The organism is Lutibacter maritimus (assembly GCF_900116115.1).
GTDB lineage: Bacteria > Bacteroidota > Bacteroidia > Flavobacteriales > Flavobacteriaceae > Lutibacter > Lutibacter maritimus.
Genome location: NZ_FOZP01000001.1, coordinates 253,183 through 277,921 on the forward strand (window position 1 = coordinate 253,183; position 24,739 = coordinate 277,921).

The following is a 24,739-nucleotide window of genomic DNA, read 5'->3' on the forward strand; positions in this document are numbered from 1 at the left end:
AGAAATGTATAAATTAAACAACATAGCATTAGGTACTTATGGAATTATTCCTGGTAAAATGATTGGTGAGGGAATTGCCGTAAAAGGTTGTTTTGATATGCCTAAAAGAATTGGTATAACGCAAAAGGAATGGGATGATGAAAATGGAGTTGAACCATATGTTGATGCTGATGAACTGTTTTTTGGAGGTAGAACTATTTATTTTGCTGGAATTATTAAAGGAACAAAAAGTGAAGTTGAAACTAATATTGAGTTGTTAAAAGCTACAATTAATGATTTTACAAGTGTTGTTCCATTTGAAACACCTTATGGTATATTTTGTGTGAAAGTGGATAAAATTACTCCTACATTTTTTAGAAACGCTTCAACTTTAATTATTGAATTTAGAGAACCAGAAGTTGGTGCTGTTTGTAATATTGGAAGTTCAACTACAACGTATTATTCAGTTGAATATAGTGAAAGTGCAATCAAAAATAATTGTGAAAGTGGTTATCACGGATCAGAAGTTGCATTAACTGCTACTGCTGGACAATTTACAAGTACATTAAGTCAATATGCAGCCAATCAATTAGCAATTAATTGGGTGCGTGAAAACAAACAAGATTATGCCAATGTGAGTGGTACTTGTATTTTAAATCCAACGGTTTATTACAATACTAGAAAATTTGGTGAAATGATTAAAAATGATTGTGGATCCGGATATTTTGGTTCGACAGTAAATTATGAAATTGCTGCATATAAATATAGTTCTTTAATTAGTCAAGCGGATGCAGATGCTAAAGCTCAAGCTGAATTAGATTCTATATTAACACAATCATATGCAAATGAACAAGGTTTTTGCACAATGTCACCACAATTTGAACAAACAGCAAATTATATAAGTCAAATTACAATTTATGGTAGTATTAGAACTCAAAAATTTCAAGTAGGAGAGGGTGTTGTACATGGAACAGTTTACAATATTATGATTTATAATGTAACAGTATCATATACATCACTTTTAGGTGATACCCCAACATCAATAGTAAATCAACTAATCAATAAAATTAATAATACTACAGAAGAAAGTTGGTCATTTTTTAATCAAACACCATTGCACGGAACTCCTGGTTATAAACCAGTAGCAACTATTGAGGGTTCAAATATTTTAGTAATACAATTAAATGCATCTAATTCAGTAACTCATTGGATTGGTGATAAACCACTTTGGAATGTTCAATCTTAATATTTATGTATACTATAGATAACATATCATTTACAACCTACGGATTACACATTTCAACATCCAAAGGTATTGCAATGCTTGAAAGTGCCAAAACAGAATTATTTACAATTTACGGAAAAGAAGGTTATCAAATTACAAAGCATAAAGCATCAACACTTGAATTGAATGGATTTATAATAGCAAATGACATAACAGATTTTAAATCTAAAATAAATTCACTTTCAACAGTTTTTAAAAGTGCAGGATTACGTTCAATTGTTTTAGATAATAATGCAATTAATTGTTTTGCTGTTGATGGTTTTAGAATAGATAAGGTGCGTATTTATGGAAAAGTATATGCGAGTTTCAATATAAAATTAACAATAGTATGAGTGAGTTAATTATATATAGGAGTGCAGTAGAAGTTGCAAGAGTAATTATTGATGAAAAAACAATACTTACCAAAAAATTGATGAATGAAGATAGAATAAATTCTGAATTTTTTACATCAGCAGTTTTACCTATTGAGTTAGGTGATTATATTGTTTTTGATACTAAATATTACTATTTAAATCAGTTACCAGGTATTGAAAAAGTGAATTCTAATACCTATAAATATACTGCAACTTTTCAAAGTGTGTTGTATGATTTGTACAATAAACTTTTAATTTCATCGGATGGCTTAAGTGATTTTACCTATGTTGGAAATGCAACTAGTTATATTCAAATGATTGTGAATTCAATGAATGAAATTTCAACAGGTTGGACAGTTGGAACCATTGATGAGAGTTATGATAAAACCATTGATTTTGTAAATGAAACTTGTAGAACTGCATTAACAAAAGTTTCTGAAGCTTTTAAATATGAATTTCAATTAGTAGGGAAAACCATTCACTTTAAGAAAGCAATTGGAACTGTAAAACCTTATACCTTTCAATACGGTAGAGGAAATGGTCTTTACAGTATTGAGCGCAGACAAGTAGATAATAAAAGTGTATTTACCCGTGTATATGGATTTGGAGGTACAAAAAATATACCATATACATATAGAGAGAGAGCTAAAAGATTGGTGTTTGAAGAAAGGAAACTTGAAAAAAATATTTCAATTTTTGGAATACGTGAAGCACAATTTACTGATGATGAAATTTACCCAAAGCGCACAGGAGCTTTAACAGTAACAAATATTTTATTTGAAGAAAATGATTTTAATGTAACCGATAGTTATATAGAAGATTCTAGTATTGATTTCGATATTAATGATTATTTACTAAGTGGTTTAACTGCTAAAATTGTTTTTAAAACTGGTGATCTAACAGGAAATCAATTTGAGATATGGAAATATGACCACATCAATAAACGCATCTATTTTAATCCATTTATTGATGGTGATACATACAAATTACCAAACAAAACTTTAATGCCAAAAGTAGGAGATACTTATACTTTGGGGGATTTAGAAATGCCTTATAGTTATGTAATAAAAGCTGAACAAGATTTAAAAGATGCAACACAACGATTTTTAGATGAAAATAGCGTGCCTAAAATGTTGTATTTCGCAACTATAAACCCAAAATATGTTAAAGAGAATGCAATTACTTTAGATGCTGGTGATTTGGTTACAATTGTAGATAGTCAATTTGGAATTGATAGAGCAATTAGAATTTCACAAGTATCATTTCCATTAGTTAATAAGCATCAAATTGAAGCAATTATTGCAGATTTTATACCATACACTTTACAACAATTAGTGACTAAAAACACTACAATTTCAAGTAAAGCTGTTCAAAGTATTGCAAACAGAATAAATTACATTCAAAACATAAACAACATAAGTAATACTTCAAATAGAACTGAAGTAACAAATGTTTACACCACAGTTTATCCAGAACCAAATACCGTAGTTATAAATGGCCGTAAATACTATTTTGATAAAGGTTATGACAATACAGTGAATTCTCAAATTTTAGAACCAGGAGATTTTATCTGGGGTAATTATTGGGATAGGTACACTTTTGTTTTAAAATGGAGATACAAAGGAGGTAATCAATATTTACCTGAAAATTATGATGAAATAGAAACTATAGAAATAGAGCAATAATGAGTTGGATTCATAAAATATTAAAGCTAAAAGTTAAAGAATTAGAAACAGTTGAAACACCAGTTTATTTGGCAACGGTTGATGAAGATGGCTTGTTTGGAAAAACAGGATACCCATCGAAAAAAATAGATGGTGGCGCGCCAGATAGCGTGTATTTGCCAACTCAAAAATGTGATGGTGGCGAACCTTAAAAAGTAAAATTATGGCAGATATAATACAAATAAGAAGAGGAACAGCTGCACTGTGGACCTCAAGAAATCCAACTCTAGCAGAGGGGGAAGAAGGTTATGAAACAGACACGGGAAAAGAAAAGCGCGGTGATGGCGTTACAGCTTGGAATGATTTACAATACAAAACGGTGAGTTCCGCCGATCCTTTAAATTTAGGATATTACGCAACAGAATCTGCATTAAGAGCCGCCCATCCAACTGGCATTGAGGGTAATTATGCCATTGTTGGCGCAACTGATACCGTTTGGATATGGGACGTTGACACGCCTGATTGGGTAGATAGTGGTAGTGCAGCAGGTTTATTGCCAATTAATAGTGTTGGCTATGCCGAACTTAAACCAGCTTTTAAAACAATTATAGACTTAGGTAACGTAAGCGGAACTGTTAATTTAGATTGGAGTTTAGCGGTTCGTTATAAATTGCATTTAATAGGAAATGTAACATTAACAATGACAAAGTATGCTGATTATGCAGGCGCAAAAGTGCAAGACTTACATATTAGCAGTAGTTCGCCAAGCAATGTTATAACGTGGCAAACAGGCGTTAATGTTGCTGATTTTGATGATGTACCTATTGATTTTACAACAAGTGGAATTGTAAATTATATTTCTGCTCAATGTTTGAATGGAACAACTCCAATATTTAGAATGTCAAATTATTTAAGACCTTAAATTATGGCAATATTCGGAAATAAAAATGTTGGATTTGGATTAATAAAAAATGATGTTACATCTTTTATTACTAAGTGGGTTGTTGCTAATAACGATACAATTTCACTTCCTTTAGCTAATGGATATTCATATGATTTTACAGTAGATTGGGGTGATGGAAGTAATGATACAAACATCACTTCTTATAATGATATTAATAATACTCATACATATGTTGCTGCAGGTACATATACAGTAAAAATAAGTGGAATTATAGGAGCTTTTGTATCTAATAGTTATACAGATAGAAATAAGATATTTGAAGTTATACAATGGGGTACAAACATTTGGTATGCACTTAATTTTAAAGGTTGTCAAAACTTAAATATTACTGCTTTAGATATACCTATTTTCGGTACAAATGCAACTATTCAAAGGTTATTTGCAGAAAATGGTGCAATGACTATAAATAATTTAGAAAATTGGGATGTTTCTAAAGTTATAAATTTTGCTGAAAGTTTTCAACTATGTTCGTTTTCTAATGATTTATCTAATTGGGATGTTGGGAATGGTTTAAATTTTTCTTCTATGTTTTATCAAAGTGGTGGGTTTAACTCAGCAATAGGTAATTGGAATATGTCTAAAGCTACTAATTTAGGTAGAATGTTTTATGGGAGTACATCATTCAATCAACCATTAAATAATTGGGATGTTTCAAAAGTAACTACGATGTATCAAATGTTCTTAGATGCAAGAGTATTCAATCAACCATTAAATAATTGGAACACAGCATCTGTGAAAGATATTAGTTACATGTTCTTTTTATCAGATGCATTTAATCAAGATATAAGTGATTGGAATATTAGTCAAGTTACAGATGCTCGTGTAATGTTCACAACTTCTTATTTTAACTCGGATAACTATGATTTACTATTAATAGGATGGCAAAGTCAAACACATAAAAGTAATGTAATATTTAGTGCTGGAAGTGCAAAATATACTTTAAACAGTCCATCTAATACAGCTAGAAATAATTTGATTAATGATGGATGGGTTATAACTGATGGAGGGTATAGATTTCTTGAAAACTATAATGCGATTAGAAATAGCGGTTTTGATACTGATACAGAATGGAATTATGATTCTAGTTGGAGTATATCTGGAGGATTATTTATTGATAATGGTGGGGGTAGGGCTTACCAAAGTTTGCCTTCATATTTAACAGGAAGAACATTTAGAATTAAATACGATATAGTATCATTAATAAGTGGTTCTGTTAGAATAGATTGTGGTAATGGTACTTTAGGTACACCAAGAACTCAAATTGGACATTATGAAGAAGATTTAGTATTTAGTGGTGCAGGATATAATTTATATATAAATCAAGTAGGCAGAACTTTTAATGGCTCAGTTGATAATGTACAAGCAATTTTATTACCTCAGTAAACAATCGATATGAAATACGCAACAAAAATAAATAACCAAATACAAAAGTACGCCAAGTATCCAACTAGCATAGGCAATAGTACTATTTCAATTGGGCTATCAGATATTCAATTACAACAATTAGGTTTTTACTTAATTATTTATCCATTATTGAATAAAGGTGAAAGTTATAAGGAAATAGAATTGTCAAATTTTAATGATGAAACTATGGAAGTATTGGTTGGTGTGAATAAAGAAATTGAACCAACAGCGCAGCAATTATATGATGAGCTAATTGAGCAAGGTAAAATTGTTTTTGATGAATTTAGAACTTCGTTAGCCAAAGCTGGAGTAAACTACCTGCTTAAAGGAGATGTTCCGCAAGCGTTAAAAGACTTAGTAGTTGAATTAGAAACAACTAAATCAAATATTAATCAAGTATTGCAATTGTATTTAAGTTACAATAATGTAGCAAAATTAAAAGCTTTCAGATTTGATACTCCAGAAGCAGAAGAATTTAAAAATAGAATAGAAAATTTTAAATAAAATGAATTTACGAAACCGACTTTTTAATTACGAAAAATGGCTTGTAGTTTTGTTACTAACAATGCCAATAGTTTTAATTGCTTTTGATAACGGAATTGTGCGCAATAGTATTAGTAATTACGTGTATATGCAACATAATCAAGTCTATTACTTTTTGCTAATAATTTCAGCTTCAATGTTTGGTTATAGTGGTGCCATCTGGCGAAAAAACTACAACATAATTTTAGGTGCATTATTAGCTGGTGTTGTACTTACTCCACATTTAAGTTTTCCAACACTACATTTTACATTAGCAGGTTTATTTTTTGCTTACTCAATAGTTGTTATGATTTTGTACAGTTCCAAAGAGCAACGAAAATTTAAAATATATGCAGCAGCTTTTATTGTTATTGGTATGCTTGGCCATTTTGTTTTTGAATGGTACAGCTTATTAATAGCGGAATGGTTAGGGGTGGTTCCAATTGCAATTCACTTTATTGGAGAAACACTCGGAAAAATAGATTAAAAATTAAAATAGATTAAAAATGAAATTCATCACCCTAATTTACACATTTATTGCTTCAAATTTAGCTTTAATTCATAAAGGTACATTTTTAGTAAAATTAAAATCAAGTGCTTCATTAGCAATTGCACTAAGTCCAATTGCTTATGTAACGGAGAAAATTACGCATTGGGCATTTGATAATCAAGAATATGTAATGTTTGTATTTATCGCAATTGCAATAGATCATTTACTTGGTTCAATTCTTCATTTAATTAAACGTGATTTTTCACTTAAAAAAAATATTACAGGATTAATAACTAAAATAGGATTAGTGGTTGCTGTAGGCTTTTTATTTGAAGGAGTTAATGCTATTGCAAAAGATGATTCATTTATAAAAGAGTACCTGGTTATTGTTTTGCGATTAACTGTTTTTATGTACCCAGCAGGCTCAGCTTTTTATAATAGTTCAATATTAACAAAAGGGAAGTTTCCACCAATTGGTTGGATGAACAAATTGAAAAAATTTGAAGAAAATTTGGATTTAAAAAACTTTAAAGAATAATGAAAGCAAAATTAATACGATTAGTACAGGAAGCTAAACAAACATTAGATGCGTTTTTATTTTTTGATGATGACGTAAATTTAATTTTTGAATGCAAAGCTTTAGAGTTGCCAGACCGTAACAACGATAATTCTATAAGTAGAGTTCCGGAAGGAAAATACACTTGTAAATTACGTTATTCAGAAAAATACGGATGGCATTACATTTTATTAAATGTTAAAGGTCGCGAATTAATTCTCATTCATTTTGGAAACTACTATACTGATACAAGAGGTTGTATAATTGTTGGTAATGCTTTTACAGATATTAATGGTGATGGTTTTAGAGATGTTACTTCTTCTAAAAAAACATTAAAACGTATTTTAGAAATTGCTCCTGCAGAGTTCGAATTAATAATTGTAAATGAATAAAATGTTACAGCTGCTATCAATACAAAATTTAAAAACATATGCGCTCATAATAGCAATTATTTGTGTGGTGTGGTTTTATAAAAGTTGGGAATTTAGAGGTGTAGAAATGCAACGACAAGCTGAAAATATGGAGCAAATTAGAAAATATGATAGTTTAAAATTTGCTTCACAAACCTACACTAAAAAAGAATTAGACCAATATTTAGAATACAACAGAAAAGATTTACAGCAATTTCTTAAAGAAAATAAAATAGCAACTCGAAAGATTGAGCAAATTATTACGCAAAGTTTAAAATATAGAGATACAACTATTAAAAACGTAAATCTACAACCAATTTTAGATGCTATTAAGCAAAAACAAAACATAAAAGTTCCTGTAATAGATTCTACAGCTTGTATGATAATTAAAGGGTATGTTGTTTTTGAAAATGACACTTTAAGCTTAAACATAACAGATCGGCAATTTAAAAACACAAGTGATGTTATTAAATATTGGGAACGCAATCAGTGGAAGTTTTTAGGCATAAAAACAAGACTATTTGGAAGAAAACAAGCTACTGTAATTATTAAGGATGCTTGCGGAAACACTCAAACTTTTGTTATTGATAAAAATAAAAAACCCACTTCTCTGTTAGAAGTGGGTAAATTGCTATGAAAAAGAATTGCCTTTCGGCAACAATCAAATATAAAGTAAATATTTGATTATTCTTTATTATTTGATTTTTTTTTAAAATCTTGAATATAATTTAAAGCTGATTTATGAGCTATTTTCTGATATTTATCAATTAAATTATTTAATTCTGAAGACTCAATATTAAATTCATTTTTAATTGATGCTTTAATAAAACTCCCAGATATATCAGATTCTAAATCGTTTAAACAAGTGCTGTAATAATCATCATCTATATCAATAAATGGAGCATTTACAATATTATGTTTAAAGTCATCAAATGATATTCTAGTTAATTTTTTGAATAATGTTTCATCCATACATCGCAAATTTTATTTCAAATAATCGGAATAATCTTCAGGTAATTCAATATCATTGGTGTGTATGTAATTGAATATAGCTTTACTTTCGTGACCTGTTATTAAACTCAATTGTTTAATTGTTTCCTCTTGATTAAAAGTTTCTCTTAAAGTTAAATATAGTTGTGTAATTCTGTAATGCCTAAAAGAGTAAGGTGTTAATTTAGAATCAAGTTTGTTTTTAATCCTGAATTTTCGGAATCGTTCAGTCATATAACCTCTTTTATCAATGTCTGATTTTGCTTTTAAATCAAACATATTACCAGTTCTATTTTCTATATAATTAGCAACAACATCATAAATTATTGAAGGAATTATTTTTATTTTTGAATCTTTCCCTTTAGTATTTACAACCATTAATTTATTTGATAAATCAATATCTGATATTTTAATGCGAACTATTTCAATTGGTCGCCAAAACATAATACTTATCAAATCTATGTAAACGCATAAATCCTGATCTTGTTCTTTAAGTAATTCGTAGGCTTTATGTATTGTTTTTGCATCAATTAGTTTTGTAGCTTTTGTACGAACTTTAGCATTCCTGATTTCTTTAATAAAATTAAAAGGGATTAAACTTTCATCTGATAATATTGAAAAAATTGAACTTAATGCAGCTTTAACATTATTTCTGTTTTTTGCTCCTGGGAAAGTTTTAAGAAATTTAGATATTAATTGTTTGTCGATTTTATCAATTGGTTCAATAAAATTTTCTTTGTTCAGAAAATCTTTAAACTGATTAATTCGACTTTCATAATCTTTATAAGTAGTTTCCTTTACTTCAGTTTTTTTTATTTTTAGAGCAAAATCCAGTGAATATGAAGCCTTGTATTGAATTCTACTTTCTTCATTTTCATATGGTGACCATCCTTTTTTTAGAAGTTCCTCAACATCATCCCTCAACTCTTTTAATGCTTTCATACGTTCCGACTTTATATGATACAATTTATTTATGTTATAATAAATAGGATTTTGTTGCACTAGCTTTGGAGAGCCATCAGTGTTTTTAAGCGTTGGATGAGCATAATTAAAATAGACATACCACCTCTTTGACAAGTCAAAATCCTTGCCGCCGTGGTAAATTTTTACTTTAGAATACTGCTTCATAGAATATTCGGTAAAATATTCGGTACGTAATTTTATAAGTATTGAAGCCATAAAAAATGCGCTTTAGAGCGCATTCTTATTGACTTCCATTTTGTAGCGTGATCCAGAATTGAACTGGAGACCTCCGGGTTATGAATCCGACGCTCTAACCAACTGAGCTACCACGCCATTTATTGAGGGTGCAAATATAAAAATAAAAAACTTGTTCTAGCAAATAAAAAATGGATAATTTTTTAATAATTTAAATTTTTTTAGGATAGATAAATTATATATATTGTGCGTTTAAAAATAAAGCATGTCAACAAAAATAAAATTTGAAATAGAATTCCCAATTCACGCATCACCTCATATGTTATATCAATATTTTGGTACCGCATCGGGATTATCAGAATGGTTTGCCGATAACGTAAATTCAAGAGGTGAAGTATATACATTTATATGGGATGGGTCTGAAGAAAAAGCAAAAGTACTTCAAGAACGACCAGATGAAAAAATTAAATTTAGATGGATGGATACAGATGATGAAAAATCGTTTTTTGAATTTCGTATAGAAGTAGATGAAATAACAAAAGACGTATCATTAATTGTAACCGATTTTGCAGATGAAGATGAAATAGATGAAGCTAAAATGTTTTGGGAAAATCAAATAGATGAATTAAAACATACGATAGGCGCTTAAAAATGAAAATACTCATAAAAGAACCTTGATTTTTTCAGGGTTTTTTTATGTAAGATTCTTTCTAATTTTGTAAAATGATTAATTTAAACGGTACTTTAATAAATAATTTAGACGCTAATTTAACCTTTGAAAATAGGGCATTTAAATACGGTGATGCACTTTTTGAAACTTTAAAAATAACAGACTCAAAAATTCATTTTTTAGAAGATCATTACTTTAGATTAATGGCTTCTATGAGAATGTTGCGTATGGAAATTCCATTAAATTTTACCATGGAATTTTTTGAAGAAGAAATTTTAAAAACAGTAAAAGCAAATAATTTAACGGATAGCAGAGTGCGTTGTACAGTTTATAGAGTGGATGGAGGCTTGTACAATCCAGCATCAAATAAAATTGAATATTTAGTAGAAGCAAAGGAGTTGATATTGAACTTAAAAAATGACTACACCATTGAATTATTTAAGGATTATTATGTGTATTCAGGAATTCTATCAACTGTAAAAACTACCAATAAAATTATAAATGTATTAGCTGCTATTTTTGCTGAAGAAAATGAATTAGATAATTGTGTTTTATTAAATGAAAAAAGGAATATTGTTGAGGTTTTAAATGGTACTATATTTTTAGTTTTTGGAAATACAATTAAAACTCCTGCTATTTCTCAAGGTTGTATAAAAGGTATTATTAGAAAAAAAATAATTGAAATAATTTTAAATAATACAACTTATACTTTAGAAGAAACTGAAATATCACCATTTGAGCTACAAAAGGCTGATGAGGTATTTATAACAAATGCAATTATTGGAATTCAACCAGTTAATTTTTATAAAAAAATGGTTTATAAAACAGCTGTTTCTAATGAAATAAAAAATATGTTAGATAAATTAATTTAATTCTGGGTTCATTGGTGCATTTGCCCAAATTTGATATTCGCCACCAATAGACATTAGTTGATTTTTCCAAAAAGTAGCACTATCAATATCAAAAATATTTGGGTATTTATTTGGGATTATTAACCAGGTAGATTCTGTTAATTCTTCAGTTAATTGCGCTACTGACCAACCAGAATATCCTAAAAAAAAGCGAATATCCGTTTCTGCTATTTTTTTTGAATTTAGTAATTCTGTTAAAGTTTCAAAATCACCGCCCCAATAAATATCTTTATCAATTTTAATGCTGTTTGGAATAAGTTCAGGAAGTTTATGGATAAAATATAAATTTTCTTGCTCAACAGGTCCACCATTATATATGGTAAAGTTGCATTCAATATCAGGTATTAAATCTTTTAAAACAAATTCACTTGGTTTATTAAGTATAAAACCAATACAACCTTCTTTATTATATTCCGTTAAATATATCACCGATCTATTAAATTCTTTATCATTTAAAATAGATGGTTCTGCAACTAATAATTTTCCTTTTGATGGATTTTTAGATAGCATATAAGATATATTTTAAATTAAATATAATGAAATTTAGGAATAAAAAAAACTCTTCAATGTTAAATTGAAGAGTTTTAAGAATAAGAATATTTCTTATATATTAATTTACAGCATCGCTAAAACCAGCTCCAGCTTTAAATTTAACTACGTTTTTAGCCGCAATTTTAATAGTTTTTCCTGTTTGAGGATTTCTTCCTGATCTTGCTGCTCTTTTAGAGATAGACCAAGTTCCCCAGCCTACTAATGCAACTTTCCCACCGTTTTTAAGAGTTTTAGTTACATTGTCTGTTAATGATTCTAAAGCTGCTTTTGCTGCTGCTTTTGTGATGCCAGCATCAGCTGCCATTGCATCAATTAAATCTGATTTGTTCATAATTTAAATGTTAAATTAATTGGTTAAACATATTTCGCTTTTAATAGCTTAACAAAGTTAGACGGAATAAGGGTTTGTGCAAGTTTTTGCCTAAAAAAAACACTCTTTTGTTAATAAAAGAGTGTAAATGTTAATAACCTTCATTAATTTTTACTATTATTTACAAAAGCCTTTAAAATTAAGGGTTTATAGCATTATATAATTTTCTTGAAATGTAAATCCGTTTAATAAACTTTTGGTGTCCATTTTTTTCTTACCAGCTAATTGCAAACTTTCAACTAAAATAAATCCATTTTTTGCGGCAATTTTTATTTCATTTTTAGAACATACTATAGAACCTGGTTTTAGATGATGATGAATTTGTTCTTTTTTCACATCATAAATTTTAACTTTTATTTCTTCTTCATTATTTTTTAATGTTGTCCAAGCTGCTGGGTAAGGATTTAAACCACGAATTAAATTATAAATAGTATTTACAGATGCTTCCCAATTTATTTTGCAGGTTTCAGAAAAAATTTTTGGAGCGGCTTTTTCTTCAAATTCTGGTTGTTTGGTTGTAATAACTTTATCATGCTTAATAAGGTGTATGGTTTTTACTACTAAATTACTTCCAACTGTCATTAATGTATCATGCAATTCACCTACAGTTTGATTATCAGCAATAGCAACTTCTTCTTGTAAAATTATATTTCCAGTATCAATTTTTTCATCAATAAAAAAAGTAGTAACACCCGTTTTAGTTTCACCATTTATAATTGCCCAGTTAATTGGCGCTGCACCTCTATAATTTGGTAATAGCGATGCGTGTAGATTAAAGGTTCCGTATTCAGGCATTTTCCAAACAATATTGGGTAACATTCTAAAAGCTACTACAATTTGTAAGTTAGCATTTAAGTTTTTTAATTCATTTAAAAAGGATTCACTTTTTAAATTTGTTGGTTGTAGTATAGTTAAGTTATTTTCTAAAGCATATTTTTTTACTGCAGATTGTTGAAGCTTTTGTCCGCGTCCAGCTGGTTTGTCTGGTGCAGTAATTACGCCCACAACATTGTAGTTTGCTTTTAAAACAGCGTCTAATGTTGCAACTGCAAAATCTGGAGTTCCCATAAATACAATTCTCAAATCTCTCATAAATCGGTTCTTTTAATTTTATTTTGCGAAGTTATCGTTATTTTATTTTTTTCTAAAAGTATTTTAAGTGTATTTAAAATCTCTTTTTCTGAATATTGTAAGTTGTTAATTATTTCTATTGAAGTATAGGATGAAATTGCTAGGAAATTTAAAATAGCTTCAGATATGTTTTTAAACGTAGCTTTATTTTTTGTTTTTGCTAGACAGTTATCGCATTTACCACAATCTTCAGTTATTATTTCATTAAAATAAGCGAGTAATAATTTATTTCTACACGTTTTTTTATTTTGAAGATAATTTATGGTAGCATTTAGCTTTTCAAATTTTAGCAGTTGTTGTTGTTCTATTCTTTTTGAAATTCTATTTATAGTGTAATTATCTTCTCTGTTAACCAAAAAAGATAGTTTAGATGTTGAATCTTGATAGGTGTAATTTATGATACCATCTTTAGTTAAACTTTCTAATTGTTTTATAATTTCAGTTTTTGAAAGCCCTAATTTTGATGCTAAAGAAAACTCATTAATTAAAGTTATGTGGTCAAATATGCCACCATAAGTTCTTAAAAGCAATTTTAATAAATTTTGGAACGTTGGATGAGAATTTATGTAATTAAACAATTGTTGATTGTTTAAAGCTATTTGTATGGTAGATTTTTTGCTATAATTTTCATCTAATTGAATGATATTTTCTCGTTCTAAAACTTTTATGGTATTGTAGGTTTTTAAAATGTTTAATTGGTAAGTTGCACAAAACTCTTGTAGTGAAAAACTAAACAATTCAGTAGGTAAATCTCCATAAGAAATACTATAAAAACTATTTAAATGTTGATAGATTTTTTTTATGTATTTTACCGTTGGTGATGTGGTTTTAAATTTTGTTAAAGAATCATTTATAACAGCATTATTAGTTAAAATAAATGAATAAGCATTATTATCATCTCTTCCAGCTCTTCCAGCTTCTTGTATAAAATTTTCTAAACTATCTGGAATATTTATATGAATTACTGCTGTAACATTGGCTTTGTCTATTCCCATTCCAAAAGCATTTGTAGCAACCATTATGGGTGTTTTTTCTTGCATCCAATTATTAAAGGCATTATTTTTTTCATCAACAGATAAGCCTCCATGATAAAAACTGCTTTTAAAATTATGGTTAATTAAAAAATTGCAAATATCTTTAGTTTGTTTTCTGCTTTTGGTATAAATTATTGTTGGAGCGTTTATTTTTTTTGTAATACTTAACAGTCTATTATAGGTATCTTCAGTTTCAATAACATAATATTGAAGGTTTTTTCTTTGAAATGATTTTTTAAATAGCTGCGCATTTTCAAGTTTTAAATTATGTTGAATATCATTTAAAACATTGCTTGTAGCAGTTGCCGTTAAAGCAATAAAAGTAGCTGCCGGATGTAACTCTTTTAAAATGTGTAATTTTAAATAGGATGGTCTAAAATCGTGTCCCCATTCCGATATGCAATGTGCTTCATCTATTGCAATAATTGACACTTCTAATTGCTTTATTTTTTCTTGAATTAAAGGTGATTGTAATTTTTCGGGTGAAATATATAAAAATTTATAATCACCAAATTGTAAATTATCAAATGCAGTAATAGTTTCATCTTGAGATAATTGTGAGGTTAAGGCAATGGCTTTAATGTTTTTATCTTTTAAACTGTTTACTTGGTCTTTTATTAGTGCAATTAATGGTGAAACAACAATGCAAACGCCGTGTGAAAGTATTGCAGGTATTTGATAACAAAGTGATTTTCCTCCGCCAGTTGGTAATAAAACTACGGTGTTTTGTTTATTTAAAACAGCGTTTATTATTTCTTCTTGCGGCGCTCTAAATTGGTTATGATTCCAATATTTTTGAAGAATTTCTAGTGGAGTTGCCATTATTTTATAAAGTCTAAAATAAAATCGGCTCTTTTTTCTACGGTACCAAAAGGCACTTCAATAACATTATAATTTAATTTTTTATAGGTACGCTCTAAATGATTATGAATTGCCAACGCTTGTTCAAAATTTTCGTAGCGTTCACTGTCTGATATATAAATTTCTTCCCAAGGAGGCATTAAAAAAATATAATCGTATTTGTACAATGTGCTTTTTTCAATATATGTTTCTGGATAATCAATACTAATATAGTTCATGTATGCATGAACATCTGGAATTCCTCTATCAAAAAAAACTAAATCACAATTTTTTTTCTCAGCTTCAATGTATTGGTTAATTCTTCCTTCTAAAAGTAATTCACTAAATAATAGTGGTTTGGTTAAAAATAATTGTTCTACACCTTTTTTTCGGGCATTTAAAGTAACTTCTCTTGAAATTTCTGTCATACACATAAAATTTCTATTCAATAATTCTTCAATTACCGTGGTTTTGCCAGTACTAGGCCCACCAGTTAAAACAATTTTTTTTTGCATACTACAAAAATAAGTTTTTCATAAAATAATACTAAAAATAATAGTGTAATTTTGTCAGTTAAATATTAACAGTTTAATTATGGTACTAAATTTGAGTACTATAAATAAAAAAGATAATGGATAATAGAACTCAATTTTATAAAAAGTTAAAGAAAAAATTAAAGCAAGATACTACATTTCCTTCTAAATACTTGTTTAAGTTTATTGTACCTACGGATGAAGATAAAATAAATCAAATTGAAAATTTATTTAATTATGAAGGTGCTGTAATAAATAAAACATCATCAAAAACTGGAAAGTATACCAGTGTGTCTATTCATGTGGTTATGAAAAAAGCCGATCATATTATTATAAAATATATGGAAGCTGAAAAAATAGAAGGTATTATTTCTTTGTGATACTTTTAACATGAAAAACAAAAAATAAAAAATAAATTGCAACGTTTTTTAACTCAAAAAACTTCAATAAATCAATAGTTTGATAACAAGCATATTTAAAAAATATGAATTTTAGAATTGTAACGCTTATTGTACTTTTTATTGCTACTAATATAGTAGCACAAAATAACCAAAAAGTGTTGTTTAGTATTAATGATGAACCTGTTTTTACGCAAGAATTTATTGATGTTTATAAGAAAAACAGTGCATTAATAGAAGATTCTTCAAAAAAAGGAATTGAAAATTATTTAAATTTATACGTAAATTATAAGTTAAAAGTTAAGCAGGCGTATGAGCTTAGTTTAGATACATTTCCTAAATTTAAAAATGAATTAAATTCATACAAAGAAAGTTTAATAGCACCTTACTTAAAAGATAAAAAAGTTTCAGAACATTTAATTAATGAAGCTTATGAAAGAATTTTAAAAGAAGTTGATGTAAGTCATATTTTATTATTTTTAAAGCCAGATGCTACTCCTAAAGATACTTTAGATGCTTATAATAAACTAATAGAAGCTAGAAACTTAGTAATGAATGGAAATCATTTTAGTGATGTAGCTTTAAAGTATTCTGAAGATCCAACAGTACAACAAAATGGCGGAAGAATTGGATATTTTACTGGTTTGCAAATGGTTTATCCTTTTGAAAATAAGGCTTTTACTACAAGTATTGGTGATGTTTCAATGCCATTCAGAACAAAATTTGGTTACCACATTTTAAAAGTTCACAATATTAGAAAATCAAAAGGCGATGTTGAAGTTGCTCATATAATGATTAAAAATGATAGTAGTAATGCTAAAATTAAAATTGATTCTATTTACAATCAAATAAGTACTAAAAATGCCAATTTTTTTGAATTAGCAACACAGTTTTCTGATGATAAAGCAAGCGCTATACAGGGCGGGAGATTGAATAAATTTGGCACAGGACAAATGGTTGAAAGTTTTGCAGTTGAAGCTTTTAAATTAGAAAATGAAGGTGAAGTTTCTAAACCATTTCAAACACAATTTGGTTGGCATATTGTTAAGTTGTTAAAAAAATATCCAATAGAAAGTTTTGATAAATTAAAAGAAAAAATTACCCAACAAGTAGAAAATGATGAGCGATCAAATTTAATTGGTGAAACAGTTATTAAAAGACTTTTTAAAGAATATAATGTTGCTGTTAATGAAGATGCTTTACAAAAGCTTAATACGGATAATTGGAAAGATTCTCCAGAAAAATTCACAAGTAATTTATTAACAATAAAAGATATACATATTCCACAAAGCAGCTTTATATCTTACTTAAAAACAGTTAAAAATACGGATATAAATAAAGCATTTGCAGGTTTTAAAGAAAAAGAAGTTATACAGTATTACAAACAACATATTGAAACTGATAATGAGGAGTTTGCGTTAATGTTTAAAGAATTTAAAGAAGGATTATTATTATTCGATTTAATTGAAAAGAAAGTGTGGAATACATCTAAAGACAGCTTAGCGTTAGCAAATTATTTTAATCAAAATAAAGTAGAAAAATATCAAAATAAAGAGTTGTCAAATATAAAAGGAACCGTAATTTCAGATTTTCAAGAATATTTAGAGAAACAATGGATAAAAGATTTATATTTAAAGTACAATGTAGTATTTAATAAATCTGAAAAAAGAAAACTTCTAAAACTTAAAATATAACTATTGAAAAATTTAATTAAATTTTTAGTGCTATTAATGCTTTTGCAATCCTGCAATTATTTTACTTTTAAAAGTAATGAAAGAGAGGCAGTTGCAAGAGTAAATGATACGTACTTATATAAAGATGATTTATTAAAGATTTTTAATTCAGATTTATCAAAACAAGATAGTATATTATTAGCAAATAGTTATATAAATAATTGGGTAAAACAACAGTTGTTACTTTCAAAAGCTCAAATAAATTTAGAAGATAGTCAATTTGATTTTGAAGCATTGGTAAAAAAATATAGAGAAGATTTATATATAAATTCCTATAAAGAAGCCGTTGTAAAACAGTATTTAGATTACGAAATAACACCAGAAGATATTGACAAGTTTTATATAGAAAACAGTCAAAATTTTAAATTAAATGAAGAGTTAGTTAAATTAAAGTACATTAAAATAGGAAAAAATTTAATTAACAAAAATGAATTAATTAAACTCTTTGAATCTTCAAAAAAGAAAGATTTAGATACGCTTCAAGCACGAGAAATATTTTTAAAAGCACACCACTTAAACGATTCAATTTGGGTAAAGTTAAGTGAACTATATTCCAAAGTACCAATATTAAAAGATATTGATAAACAAGAACTTCTAAAAAAAGATAATTTTGTTAAAAAAGAAGATTCATTAAGCTTATATTTGGTCAAAATTAAAAATGTATTAAATAGGAATGATGTTGCTCCTAAAAGTTATATTACACCTTCAATAAAACAGATGATTTTGCATCAAAGAAAATTGCAATTATTAAAAAATATTGAAGAAACATTAATAGAAGATGCACAAAACAAAAAACAATTTGAAATATATTAAAATGAGTAAAAAAATAACAATTATCGCTTTTTTATTAGTTGCCTTTACGTTAAAAGCACAAGATAGTTTAAGTATAAAAAGCGAAAGAATTAAAGTAGATGGAGTAGCAGTTGTTATAGGAAAAAACATTGTGTTAGATTCTGATATAGAGAAGTTTAAAAAAGAATTGCAGCAACGTATAGAAGGTAAAATTGAAATTTCAGATTGCGAAATTTTAGAAGAAATAATGACTCAGAAATTAATAGCGCACCACGCAGTTGTTGATAGCGTTGTGGTAACTGATGCAGAAATACAATCTGAAGTTGAAAGAAATATAAGTTATTTTACACAACAATTAGGTTCTATGGAAAAAGTACTTAAAATGTATGGTTTTAATGATGAAGAAGATTTGAGAAACGAATTGTCAGAAATACAAAAAGAACAAATTTTAGTAAAAAGAGAGCGATCTAGTATCACTGAAAAAATTGATGTAACACCTGAAGAAGTTAGAACATACTTTAAAAATCTTGAAAGAAGTAATAATTTACCTGAATTTAGTGCAGAAATTGAATTAGCTCAAATAGTAAAATATTTAAAACCAACTGAAGAAGAAACTAACCGAGTAATAACTAAATTAAAAGAGTTAAAAAAAGAGATTGAAGATGGCTATAGTTTTAGATTAAAAGCAATCATTAATTCTGATGATCCTGCGGTTTCTGGAAACGGCCCAGGTTCAGGAGGTAAATATACAATTACACGTGAAAGCGGATTTATTAAAGAGTTTAAAGAAGTAGCCTTTTCATTAGATGAAGGTGAAATTTCTGAACCATTTGAGTCTGGTTTTGGATATCATATTATTCAAGTTGAAAAAATTAAAGGTCAAGAACGGGATGTGCGTCATATTTTAATTCAACCAAAAATAAGTGAAGATGAATTAAATGCTTCAAAAGCAGCACTAGCAAAAATTAGAAGTGAAATTTTAAGTGGTGAAATAACCTTTGAAGATGCCGTTTTAAAATATTCTGATGATGTTGAAACAAGAAATAATAAAGGTTTAATATTAAACCCTGAATCAAATGATACAAAATTTGATTTAACTTTAATGGGACCTGATTTATATAGCAAAGTAAATAATTTAAAAACTGGAGAAATTACTGAACCTTTTTATGAAGAAGTAAGAGGTGGCGAAAAAATGCATAAAATTATTTTACTAAAAAGCAAAAATGAAACTCATAAAGCAGATTTTGTAAAAGATTACGAAAAAATTCAACAACTTACTTTGCAAAAGAAACAAGAAGAAGCTATTGAAAAATGGGTGCAAAATAAAATTGGAGATACCTATATTAAAATAGGCAATGATTTTAAAAAATGCGATTTTAAAAATAACTGGAAAAAAGATTAATATGTCGGATGTTGCTGCGTTAAAACAACTTGTTGAAAAACATACAGCTTTAAAACAGGAAATAGGAAAAATTATTATTGGTCAAAATAAAGCAGTTGATCATATTTTACTTTCTATTTTAAGTGGAGGTCATTCGCTATTAATTGGTGTTCCAGGACTTGCTAAAACTTTAATAGTTAATACAATAGCGCAAACATTAGGGTTAGATTTTAAACGTATTCAATTTACTCCAGATTTAATGCCTTCCGATATTTTAGGAAGTGAAATTTTAGATGAAACAAATCATTTTAAATTTATAAAAGGACCAATATTTAGCAATATTATATTAGCAGATGAAATTAATAGAACACCTCCAAAAACACAAGCAGCACTTTTAGAAGCTATGCAGGAGCGTTCTGTAACCGTTGCCGGCCATCATCACACATTGGCAAAACCATTTTTTGTTTTAGCAACTCAAAATCCAATAGAACAGGAGGGAACCTATCCTTTACCTGAAGCGCAGTTGGATAGATTTATGTTTTCAATTAATTTAGAATATCCAACTTTTAATGAGGAAATTGAAGTTGTTAAAACTACCACAAGTGATATTAAGGCAGTGATCAATCCATTGCTTTCGGCGAATGAAATAAATGAATTTCAACATTTAATTAGACGGATTCCAGTTGCAGACAATGTAATTGAGTATGCTGTTAAATTGGTGTCTAAAACTCGTCCAAATTCAATTAATGCGCCAGAAATAGTAAATAATTATATTGATTGGGGAGCTGGACCTAGAGCATCGCAAAATTTGATTTTAGCAGCTAAAGCAAATGCAGCTGTTAATGGAAAATATTCACCAGATATTGAAGATGTGCAAGAAGTTGCTTATGCAATTTTAAAGCACAGAATTGTTAAAAATTACAAAGCTGAAGCTGAGGGTGTTACTGAAAAACAAGTTATTGAATCGCTGTTCTAAGATGATATTTCAGAGTTTTCAAAAAAACTAAAGACACTACCTCCATATTTTTTTTGATAGCTTAAAAACTCATGATTTTCAATTTTAGTATGTTTAGAGTGTTCAATAATTAGCACACCACCTTCATCTAATAATTGATTTTTAAAAACGAGTTCTACTATTTTTTCAAATTGAACTTCTTCAAATCCATAAGGAGGATCTGCAAAAATAACATCAAATTTAGTTTTACTATTTTTTTCTAAATATTTAAAAACATCACTTTTAATGGTTGTAATGCCTAACTCAAGTTCATCAGAAATTTGATTAATGTATTTTATACAACCAAAGTTTTCATCAACGCTTGTTATTTTTTCTGTACCTCTTGAGCCAAATTCATAACTAATGTTTCCAGTTCCTGAAAATAAATCTAATACAGCTATTTCATGAAAGTAGTAAAGATTATTCAAAATATTAAATAAAGCTTCTTTAGCAATATCTGTAGTTGGTCTAACAGGTAATTTTTTTGGAGCTTGTAACCTTTTGCTCTTAAATTTTCCAGAAATAATTCTCATTAAATTTGATTTAATAAAGTGTAATGCTCGTGTGATGAAATACCATCAATAATATTGTTATAAGTTAAATTTTTATAAAAACTTACATTTCTAATGTATTGGTATACAATTTTATAGAGTTCAGATTCTTTTTCAATATCGCCCATAAGTATTAATTGAAATTCTTCAGGATTTAAATTTAATTGCTCGGCTATAAAAAGAATGTAATATATAAAGTCCTCTTTTGTTTTAAAATTGAAGATGTTATATAGTTCTAGTTTTTTGTTTTTAATTACAACAATTTCAAATGTATTTTTAGTAACATTAACAAAATATTGTTGTTCAATATTATTTTTAAATTCATTTAATAAACATTCAATTAAAACTGTTGATGCGTGTTTAAAAATGAATGAACCATACATATCAAATAAAAAGTTATTGATGTTTACAAACGGTATGTAAACATTTACAATGTCAGAATTTTTAATTTCATCAAAAGTAATATAGTCGTTTTCTAAAACTTTAATTGAGTATTTTAAATAATTGGCTAAATTATTTTTATCAAAAATTGGTTTTGGAACTTGCGTAACTAAGTTATTAAAGTGCGTAACACTTACTGATGGATATTTATACTTAAGAATAGACTCTTTATTATAAACGTGCTCAACTAACTCTAAATGTTTATATGGCGAAATTTTGTGTTCATCAGCAAATTCAAAAGAGTTAAAATATTCAATGCTTTTAGTATGAATATTACAAATACAAAAAGAAAATCCATCCAAACTAAGTTGGATGGATAAATGGTAATCTTTTAGATTGTTAAAATCTATAGTATTATTCTTCGATATCTTTTTTGTCTGCTTTATCATAAAATGGTGGCCAGTTACCGTCTTCACTAACTTCGCCTAATGATCCTACTCTAATATATTCACCTTTAATTTCTTCTCCACCAATGGCTTCTTTTTCTTGTTTGATAAGATTCATATCCATACCATCTAAAATTAAAGCTTTGTCTACTTTTACTTCAAAAACAGGTGCTTTTAAACCAGCGATTTTTTCTACAAAACCAATTTCAATTTTAAAATTTTGGTCAGTACCAGGAATTTTAAGCATATTTTTATAGTCTTTACCCGCAAATTTTGCTCTTACGTCTTCATATCCAATAGTATCAACAACTCTTTCTTCAATTTCTTTAGTGATACCTCCACCAACATTTACGGTTTTAACTACGTTTCTGGTTTGGGTTAAGGCAAATTTACCATTATCAATAAAGTCAATTAATTCTTGTCCATTATCAGTATATCTTCCTTTTACTTTTTTAAATGCAACTTCAGCATCTCTAATAATTTTCATGCTTTCAATTACTCTAGCATATTTAACTTTTTTCTCTTTGTTAAATTGCATAGGTTTTTGTATTTCGAAATTGATTTTATACACTAAAAAAGCTGCAATTGCAATTAATAAAACCGATAAAACCCAGTGTAATTTTTTTGGTATAAAATTAACTATGGCATAAGCTAAAAATGCGGTAACTACAATCGCCGCTATAATAATCAATATTGTTGTCATTTGTGTTTGTGTTTGTAATTTTTATCTGTGTACGCAAATCTACAAATTTTTTTTAATGAGAAAAACTTTTAAGCATAAATCAATTTGTATATTTGAATTTTATTACAAAATGATTAAAACTACACAAGAATTTTACAAAAACCTGATTGAAAACTTTCCTTTTGAGCCTACAAATTTACAAGATTTGCTGCTTGAAAAATTAACTGACTTTATTTTTGAAAATGATTCTAAACAATTGTTTTTAATAAAAGGCTATGCGGGTACAGGTAAAACAACGTCTATTAGTACGGTAGTTAATAATTTGTGGAAAGCTGGTAAAAAAGCAGTTTTATTGGCGCCTACGGGTAGAGCAGCAAAAGTAATTTCAGGATATTCGGGTAGGCAAGCGTTTACAATTCATAAAAAAATTTACCATCCTAAAAAAAATAAATCAGGAGGAGTAGATTTTACGTTACAAACAAATAAGCATACAAATACAATTTTTATTGTTGATGAAGCTTCTATGATTCCAGATTCATCAACAAACGGAAATTTATTTGAAAATTCTTCATTATTAGATGATTTAATGTCGTATGTGTATTCCGGAGCACGCTGTAAATTGGTTTTAATAGGCGATACAGCGCAATTACCGCCAGTAAAGTTGGAATTAAGTCCGGCTTTAGATGCACAAAAATTAGAGTTAAATTACGATAAAATTGTAACCGAAATTGAGTTAAACGAAGTAATGCGTCAACATGCAGAATCTGGAATTTTAGTGAATGCTACAGATTTAAGATATATTTTAGCAAATAATGGTTTTAGCGATTTTAAATTTAAATTGGGTTATCCTGATTTAATACGTTTAATTGATGGTTATGAAATTGAAGATGCCATTAATAGTGCGTATGATAATTTTGGAGTAGAAGATACTGCATTTATTGTACGCTCAAATAAAAGAGCCAATCAGTACAATCAGCAAATAAGAAGTAAAATTAGAGGGCAAGAAAACGAAATTTCTACAGGAGATTTTGTAATGGTAGTAAAAAACAACTATTATTGGTTAAAAGAAAGTAGCGATGCAGGTTTTATTGCCAATGGTGATATTTGTGAAATTCTCCAAATATTCTCTATAAATGAGTTATACGGATTTAGATTTGCTGAAGTAAAAGTGAGAATGATTGATTACCCAAATCAAAAACCTTTTGAAACTGTTTTGTTGTTAGATACTTTAACTTCAGAAACACCATCATTATCTTATGAAGAGTCTAACAAATTATACCATGAAGTTGGCAAAGACTTTGCACATGAAACATCTAAATATAAACAACTATTAGGTATTAAAAAAAGTAAACATTTTAATGCATTGCAGGTAAAGTTTTCCTATGCAGTAACGTGCCACAAATCACAAGGTGGACAATGGAAAACAGTTTTTATTGAACAACCTTATTTGCCAGACGGACAAAGTATTCCTTATTTGCGTTGGTTATATACAGCAGTTACAAGAGCGCAGGAAAAAGTGTATTTAATTGGTTTTAAAGATGATTTTTTTGTTGAATAGTAAAACT

General features: G+C 28.0%; 29 protein-coding genes and 1 tRNA gene. 19 read left to right on the forward strand and 11 right to left on the reverse strand.

Annotated elements, in window-relative coordinates; genetic code table 11:
- Positions 1–4: 4 nt before the first annotated feature.
- From BM335_RS01275 to BM335_RS01325, 11 genes are read left to right on the forward strand one after another with little or no spacing between them, the layout of a single operon-like run.
- Positions 5–1,225: a DUF5977 domain-containing protein gene (locus tag BM335_RS01275; RefSeq protein ID WP_090222204.1), complete on the forward strand. Its 1,221-nt coding sequence runs from the start codon at positions 5–7 to the stop codon at positions 1,223–1,225.
- Between the two features lie 5 nt (positions 1,226–1,230).
- The gene (locus tag BM335_RS01280) at positions 1,231–1,596 is read left to right on the forward strand and encodes a hypothetical protein (protein WP_090222206.1); all 366 of its coding nucleotides are present in this window, start codon (positions 1,231–1,233) and stop codon (positions 1,594–1,596) included.
- Complete coding sequence (locus BM335_RS01285) at positions 1,593–3,302, forward strand: hypothetical protein (protein WP_090222209.1); 1,710 nt, start codon at positions 1,593–1,595, stop codon at positions 3,300–3,302. The genes BM335_RS01280 and BM335_RS01285 overlap by 4 nt, the downstream gene beginning before the upstream one ends.
- Positions 3,302–3,493, forward strand: a complete 192-nt coding sequence (locus BM335_RS01290) for a hypothetical protein (RefSeq protein ID WP_090222212.1) — start codon at positions 3,302–3,304, stop codon at positions 3,491–3,493. Before BM335_RS01285 ends, BM335_RS01290 begins: the two co-directional genes overlap by 1 nt.
- An 11-nt stretch (positions 3,494–3,504) precedes the next feature.
- The gene (locus BM335_RS01295; protein ID WP_090222218.1) at positions 3,505–4,203 is read left to right on the forward strand and encodes a hyaluronate lyase N-terminal domain-containing protein; all 699 of its coding nucleotides are present in this window, start codon (positions 3,505–3,507) and stop codon (positions 4,201–4,203) included.
- A 3-nt stretch (positions 4,204–4,206) separates the two neighbouring features.
- Positions 4,207–5,628 carry a BspA family leucine-rich repeat surface protein gene (locus BM335_RS01300; protein WP_090222220.1) on the forward strand — a complete coding sequence of 474 codons (1,422 nt, stop codon included), beginning with the start codon at positions 4,207–4,209 and terminating at the stop codon, positions 5,626–5,628.
- A 9-nt stretch (positions 5,629–5,637) separates the two neighbouring features.
- On the forward strand, positions 5,638–6,153 hold the full coding sequence (locus BM335_RS01305; RefSeq protein WP_090222223.1) for a hypothetical protein: 516 nt from the start codon (positions 5,638–5,640) through the stop codon (positions 6,151–6,153).
- A 1-nt stretch (position 6,154) separates the two neighbouring features.
- Positions 6,155–6,658, forward strand: coding sequence for a DUF7103 family protein (locus BM335_RS01310; protein WP_090222225.1), 504 nt, complete (start codon positions 6,155–6,157; stop codon positions 6,656–6,658).
- A gap of 19 nt (positions 6,659–6,677) precedes the next feature.
- Positions 6,678–7,199, forward strand: coding sequence for a phage holin family protein (locus BM335_RS01315; protein ID WP_090222228.1), 522 nt, complete (start codon positions 6,678–6,680; stop codon positions 7,197–7,199).
- Positions 7,199–7,609: a DUF5675 family protein gene (locus BM335_RS01320; RefSeq protein ID WP_090222231.1), complete on the forward strand. Its 411-nt coding sequence runs from the start codon at positions 7,199–7,201 to the stop codon at positions 7,607–7,609. The genes BM335_RS01315 and BM335_RS01320 overlap by 1 nt, the downstream gene beginning before the upstream one ends.
- Position 7,610: 1 nt before the next feature.
- Positions 7,611–8,264 carry a hypothetical protein gene (locus BM335_RS01325; RefSeq protein WP_218157795.1) on the forward strand — a complete coding sequence of 218 codons (654 nt, stop codon included), beginning with the start codon at positions 7,611–7,613 and terminating at the stop codon, positions 8,262–8,264.
- Positions 8,265–8,311: 47 nt separating this feature from the next.
- On the opposite strand, the gene BM335_RS01330 is transcribed toward BM335_RS01325, so the two are convergent.
- From BM335_RS01330 to BM335_RS01340, 3 genes are all read right to left on the reverse strand, one after another.
- A complete protein-coding gene (locus tag BM335_RS01330) occupies positions 8,312–8,599 on the reverse strand; it encodes a hypothetical protein (protein WP_090222236.1) in 288 nt (95 codons plus the stop codon).
- A gap of 12 nt (positions 8,600–8,611) precedes the next feature.
- Positions 8,612–9,796 (reverse strand): tyrosine-type recombinase/integrase, encoded by a 1,185-nt coding sequence (locus BM335_RS01335; RefSeq protein WP_090222238.1) that lies wholly within the window; start codon positions 9,794–9,796, stop codon positions 8,612–8,614.
- Positions 9,797–9,839: 43 nt separating this feature from the next.
- Positions 9,840–9,913, reverse strand: a tRNA-Met gene (locus BM335_RS01340).
- Positions 9,914–10,040: 127 nt separating this feature from the next.
- On the opposite strand from BM335_RS01340, the gene BM335_RS01345 reads away from it, so the two are divergent.
- On the forward strand, positions 10,041–10,424 hold the full coding sequence (locus BM335_RS01345; RefSeq protein WP_090222240.1) for an START-like domain-containing protein: 384 nt from the start codon (positions 10,041–10,043) through the stop codon (positions 10,422–10,424).
- A 74-nt stretch (positions 10,425–10,498) separates the two neighbouring features.
- Positions 10,499–11,317 carry an aminotransferase class IV gene (locus tag BM335_RS01350; RefSeq protein ID WP_090222242.1) on the forward strand — a complete coding sequence of 273 codons (819 nt, stop codon included), beginning with the start codon at positions 10,499–10,501 and terminating at the stop codon, positions 11,315–11,317.
- On the opposite strand, the gene BM335_RS01355 is transcribed toward BM335_RS01350, so the two are convergent.
- The 5 genes from BM335_RS01355 to BM335_RS01375 all read right to left on the reverse strand — a co-directional run bounded on the left by BM335_RS01355 (position 11,309) and on the right by BM335_RS01375 (position 15,798).
- Complete coding sequence (locus BM335_RS01355; RefSeq protein WP_090222245.1) at positions 11,309–11,866, reverse strand: YqgE/AlgH family protein; 558 nt, start codon at positions 11,864–11,866, stop codon at positions 11,309–11,311. The genes BM335_RS01350 and BM335_RS01355 overlap by 9 nt on opposite strands.
- Positions 11,867–11,966: 100 nt before the next feature.
- Positions 11,967–12,239, reverse strand: a complete 273-nt coding sequence (locus tag BM335_RS01360) for an HU family DNA-binding protein (protein WP_090222248.1) — start codon at positions 12,237–12,239, stop codon at positions 11,967–11,969.
- Positions 12,240–12,425: 186 nt separating this feature from the next.
- Positions 12,426–13,370 (reverse strand): methionyl-tRNA formyltransferase, encoded by a 945-nt coding sequence (gene fmt, locus BM335_RS01365; protein WP_177219123.1) that lies wholly within the window; start codon positions 13,368–13,370, stop codon positions 12,426–12,428.
- A complete protein-coding gene (locus BM335_RS01370) occupies positions 13,367–15,265 on the reverse strand; it encodes a RecQ family ATP-dependent DNA helicase (protein WP_090222251.1) in 1,899 nt (632 codons plus the stop codon). Before BM335_RS01370 ends, fmt begins: the two co-directional genes overlap by 4 nt.
- Complete coding sequence (locus BM335_RS01375) at positions 15,265–15,798, reverse strand: AAA family ATPase (protein ID WP_090222253.1); 534 nt, start codon at positions 15,796–15,798, stop codon at positions 15,265–15,267. The genes BM335_RS01370 and BM335_RS01375 overlap by 1 nt, the downstream gene beginning before the upstream one ends.
- A gap of 116 nt (positions 15,799–15,914) precedes the next feature.
- Here BM335_RS01375 and BM335_RS01380 point away from each other — a divergent pair, with 116 nt between their 5' ends.
- From BM335_RS01380 to BM335_RS01400, 5 genes are all read left to right on the forward strand, one after another.
- Positions 15,915–16,196, forward strand: a complete 282-nt coding sequence (locus BM335_RS01380) for a DUF493 family protein (protein ID WP_090222255.1) — start codon at positions 15,915–15,917, stop codon at positions 16,194–16,196.
- 104 nt (positions 16,197–16,300) lie between these two features.
- Positions 16,301–17,908, forward strand: a complete 1,608-nt coding sequence (locus BM335_RS01385) for a peptidylprolyl isomerase (protein ID WP_090222258.1) — start codon at positions 16,301–16,303, stop codon at positions 17,906–17,908.
- A 3-nt stretch (positions 17,909–17,911) separates the two neighbouring features.
- The gene (locus tag BM335_RS01390; protein WP_143102363.1) at positions 17,912–18,760 is read left to right on the forward strand and encodes a peptidyl-prolyl cis-trans isomerase; all 849 of its coding nucleotides are present in this window, start codon (positions 17,912–17,914) and stop codon (positions 18,758–18,760) included.
- 1 nt (position 18,761) lies between these two features.
- The gene (locus BM335_RS01395) at positions 18,762–20,141 is read left to right on the forward strand and encodes a peptidylprolyl isomerase (RefSeq protein WP_090223213.1); all 1,380 of its coding nucleotides are present in this window, start codon (positions 18,762–18,764) and stop codon (positions 20,139–20,141) included.
- A gap of 1 nt (position 20,142) precedes the next feature.
- Positions 20,143–21,096 (forward strand): AAA family ATPase, encoded by a 954-nt coding sequence (locus BM335_RS01400; protein ID WP_090223215.1) that lies wholly within the window; start codon positions 20,143–20,145, stop codon positions 21,094–21,096.
- Here the strand turns inward: BM335_RS01400 and rsmD are convergent.
- From rsmD to BM335_RS01415, 3 genes are read right to left on the reverse strand one after another with little or no spacing between them, the layout of a single operon-like run.
- Positions 21,093–21,647, reverse strand: a complete 555-nt coding sequence (gene rsmD / locus BM335_RS01405; RefSeq protein ID WP_090222263.1) for a 16S rRNA (guanine(966)-N(2))-methyltransferase RsmD — start codon at positions 21,645–21,647, stop codon at positions 21,093–21,095. The two genes, BM335_RS01400 and rsmD, sit on opposite strands and share 4 nt — an antisense overlap.
- A complete protein-coding gene (locus BM335_RS01410) occupies positions 21,647–22,495 on the reverse strand; it encodes a DUF3822 family protein (protein ID WP_090222266.1) in 849 nt (282 codons plus the stop codon). The genes rsmD and BM335_RS01410 overlap by 1 nt, the downstream gene beginning before the upstream one ends.
- Positions 22,461–23,195 carry a hypothetical protein gene (locus tag BM335_RS01415; RefSeq protein WP_090222268.1) on the reverse strand — a complete coding sequence of 245 codons (735 nt, stop codon included), beginning with the start codon at positions 23,193–23,195 and terminating at the stop codon, positions 22,461–22,463. The genes BM335_RS01410 and BM335_RS01415 overlap by 35 nt, the downstream gene beginning before the upstream one ends.
- A 109-nt stretch (positions 23,196–23,304) precedes the next feature.
- On the opposite strand from BM335_RS01415, the gene BM335_RS01420 reads away from it, so the two are divergent.
- Positions 23,305–24,732 carry an ATP-dependent DNA helicase gene (locus tag BM335_RS01420; protein ID WP_090222270.1) on the forward strand — a complete coding sequence of 476 codons (1,428 nt, stop codon included), beginning with the start codon at positions 23,305–23,307 and terminating at the stop codon, positions 24,730–24,732.
- Positions 24,733–24,739 lie beyond the last annotated feature (7 nt).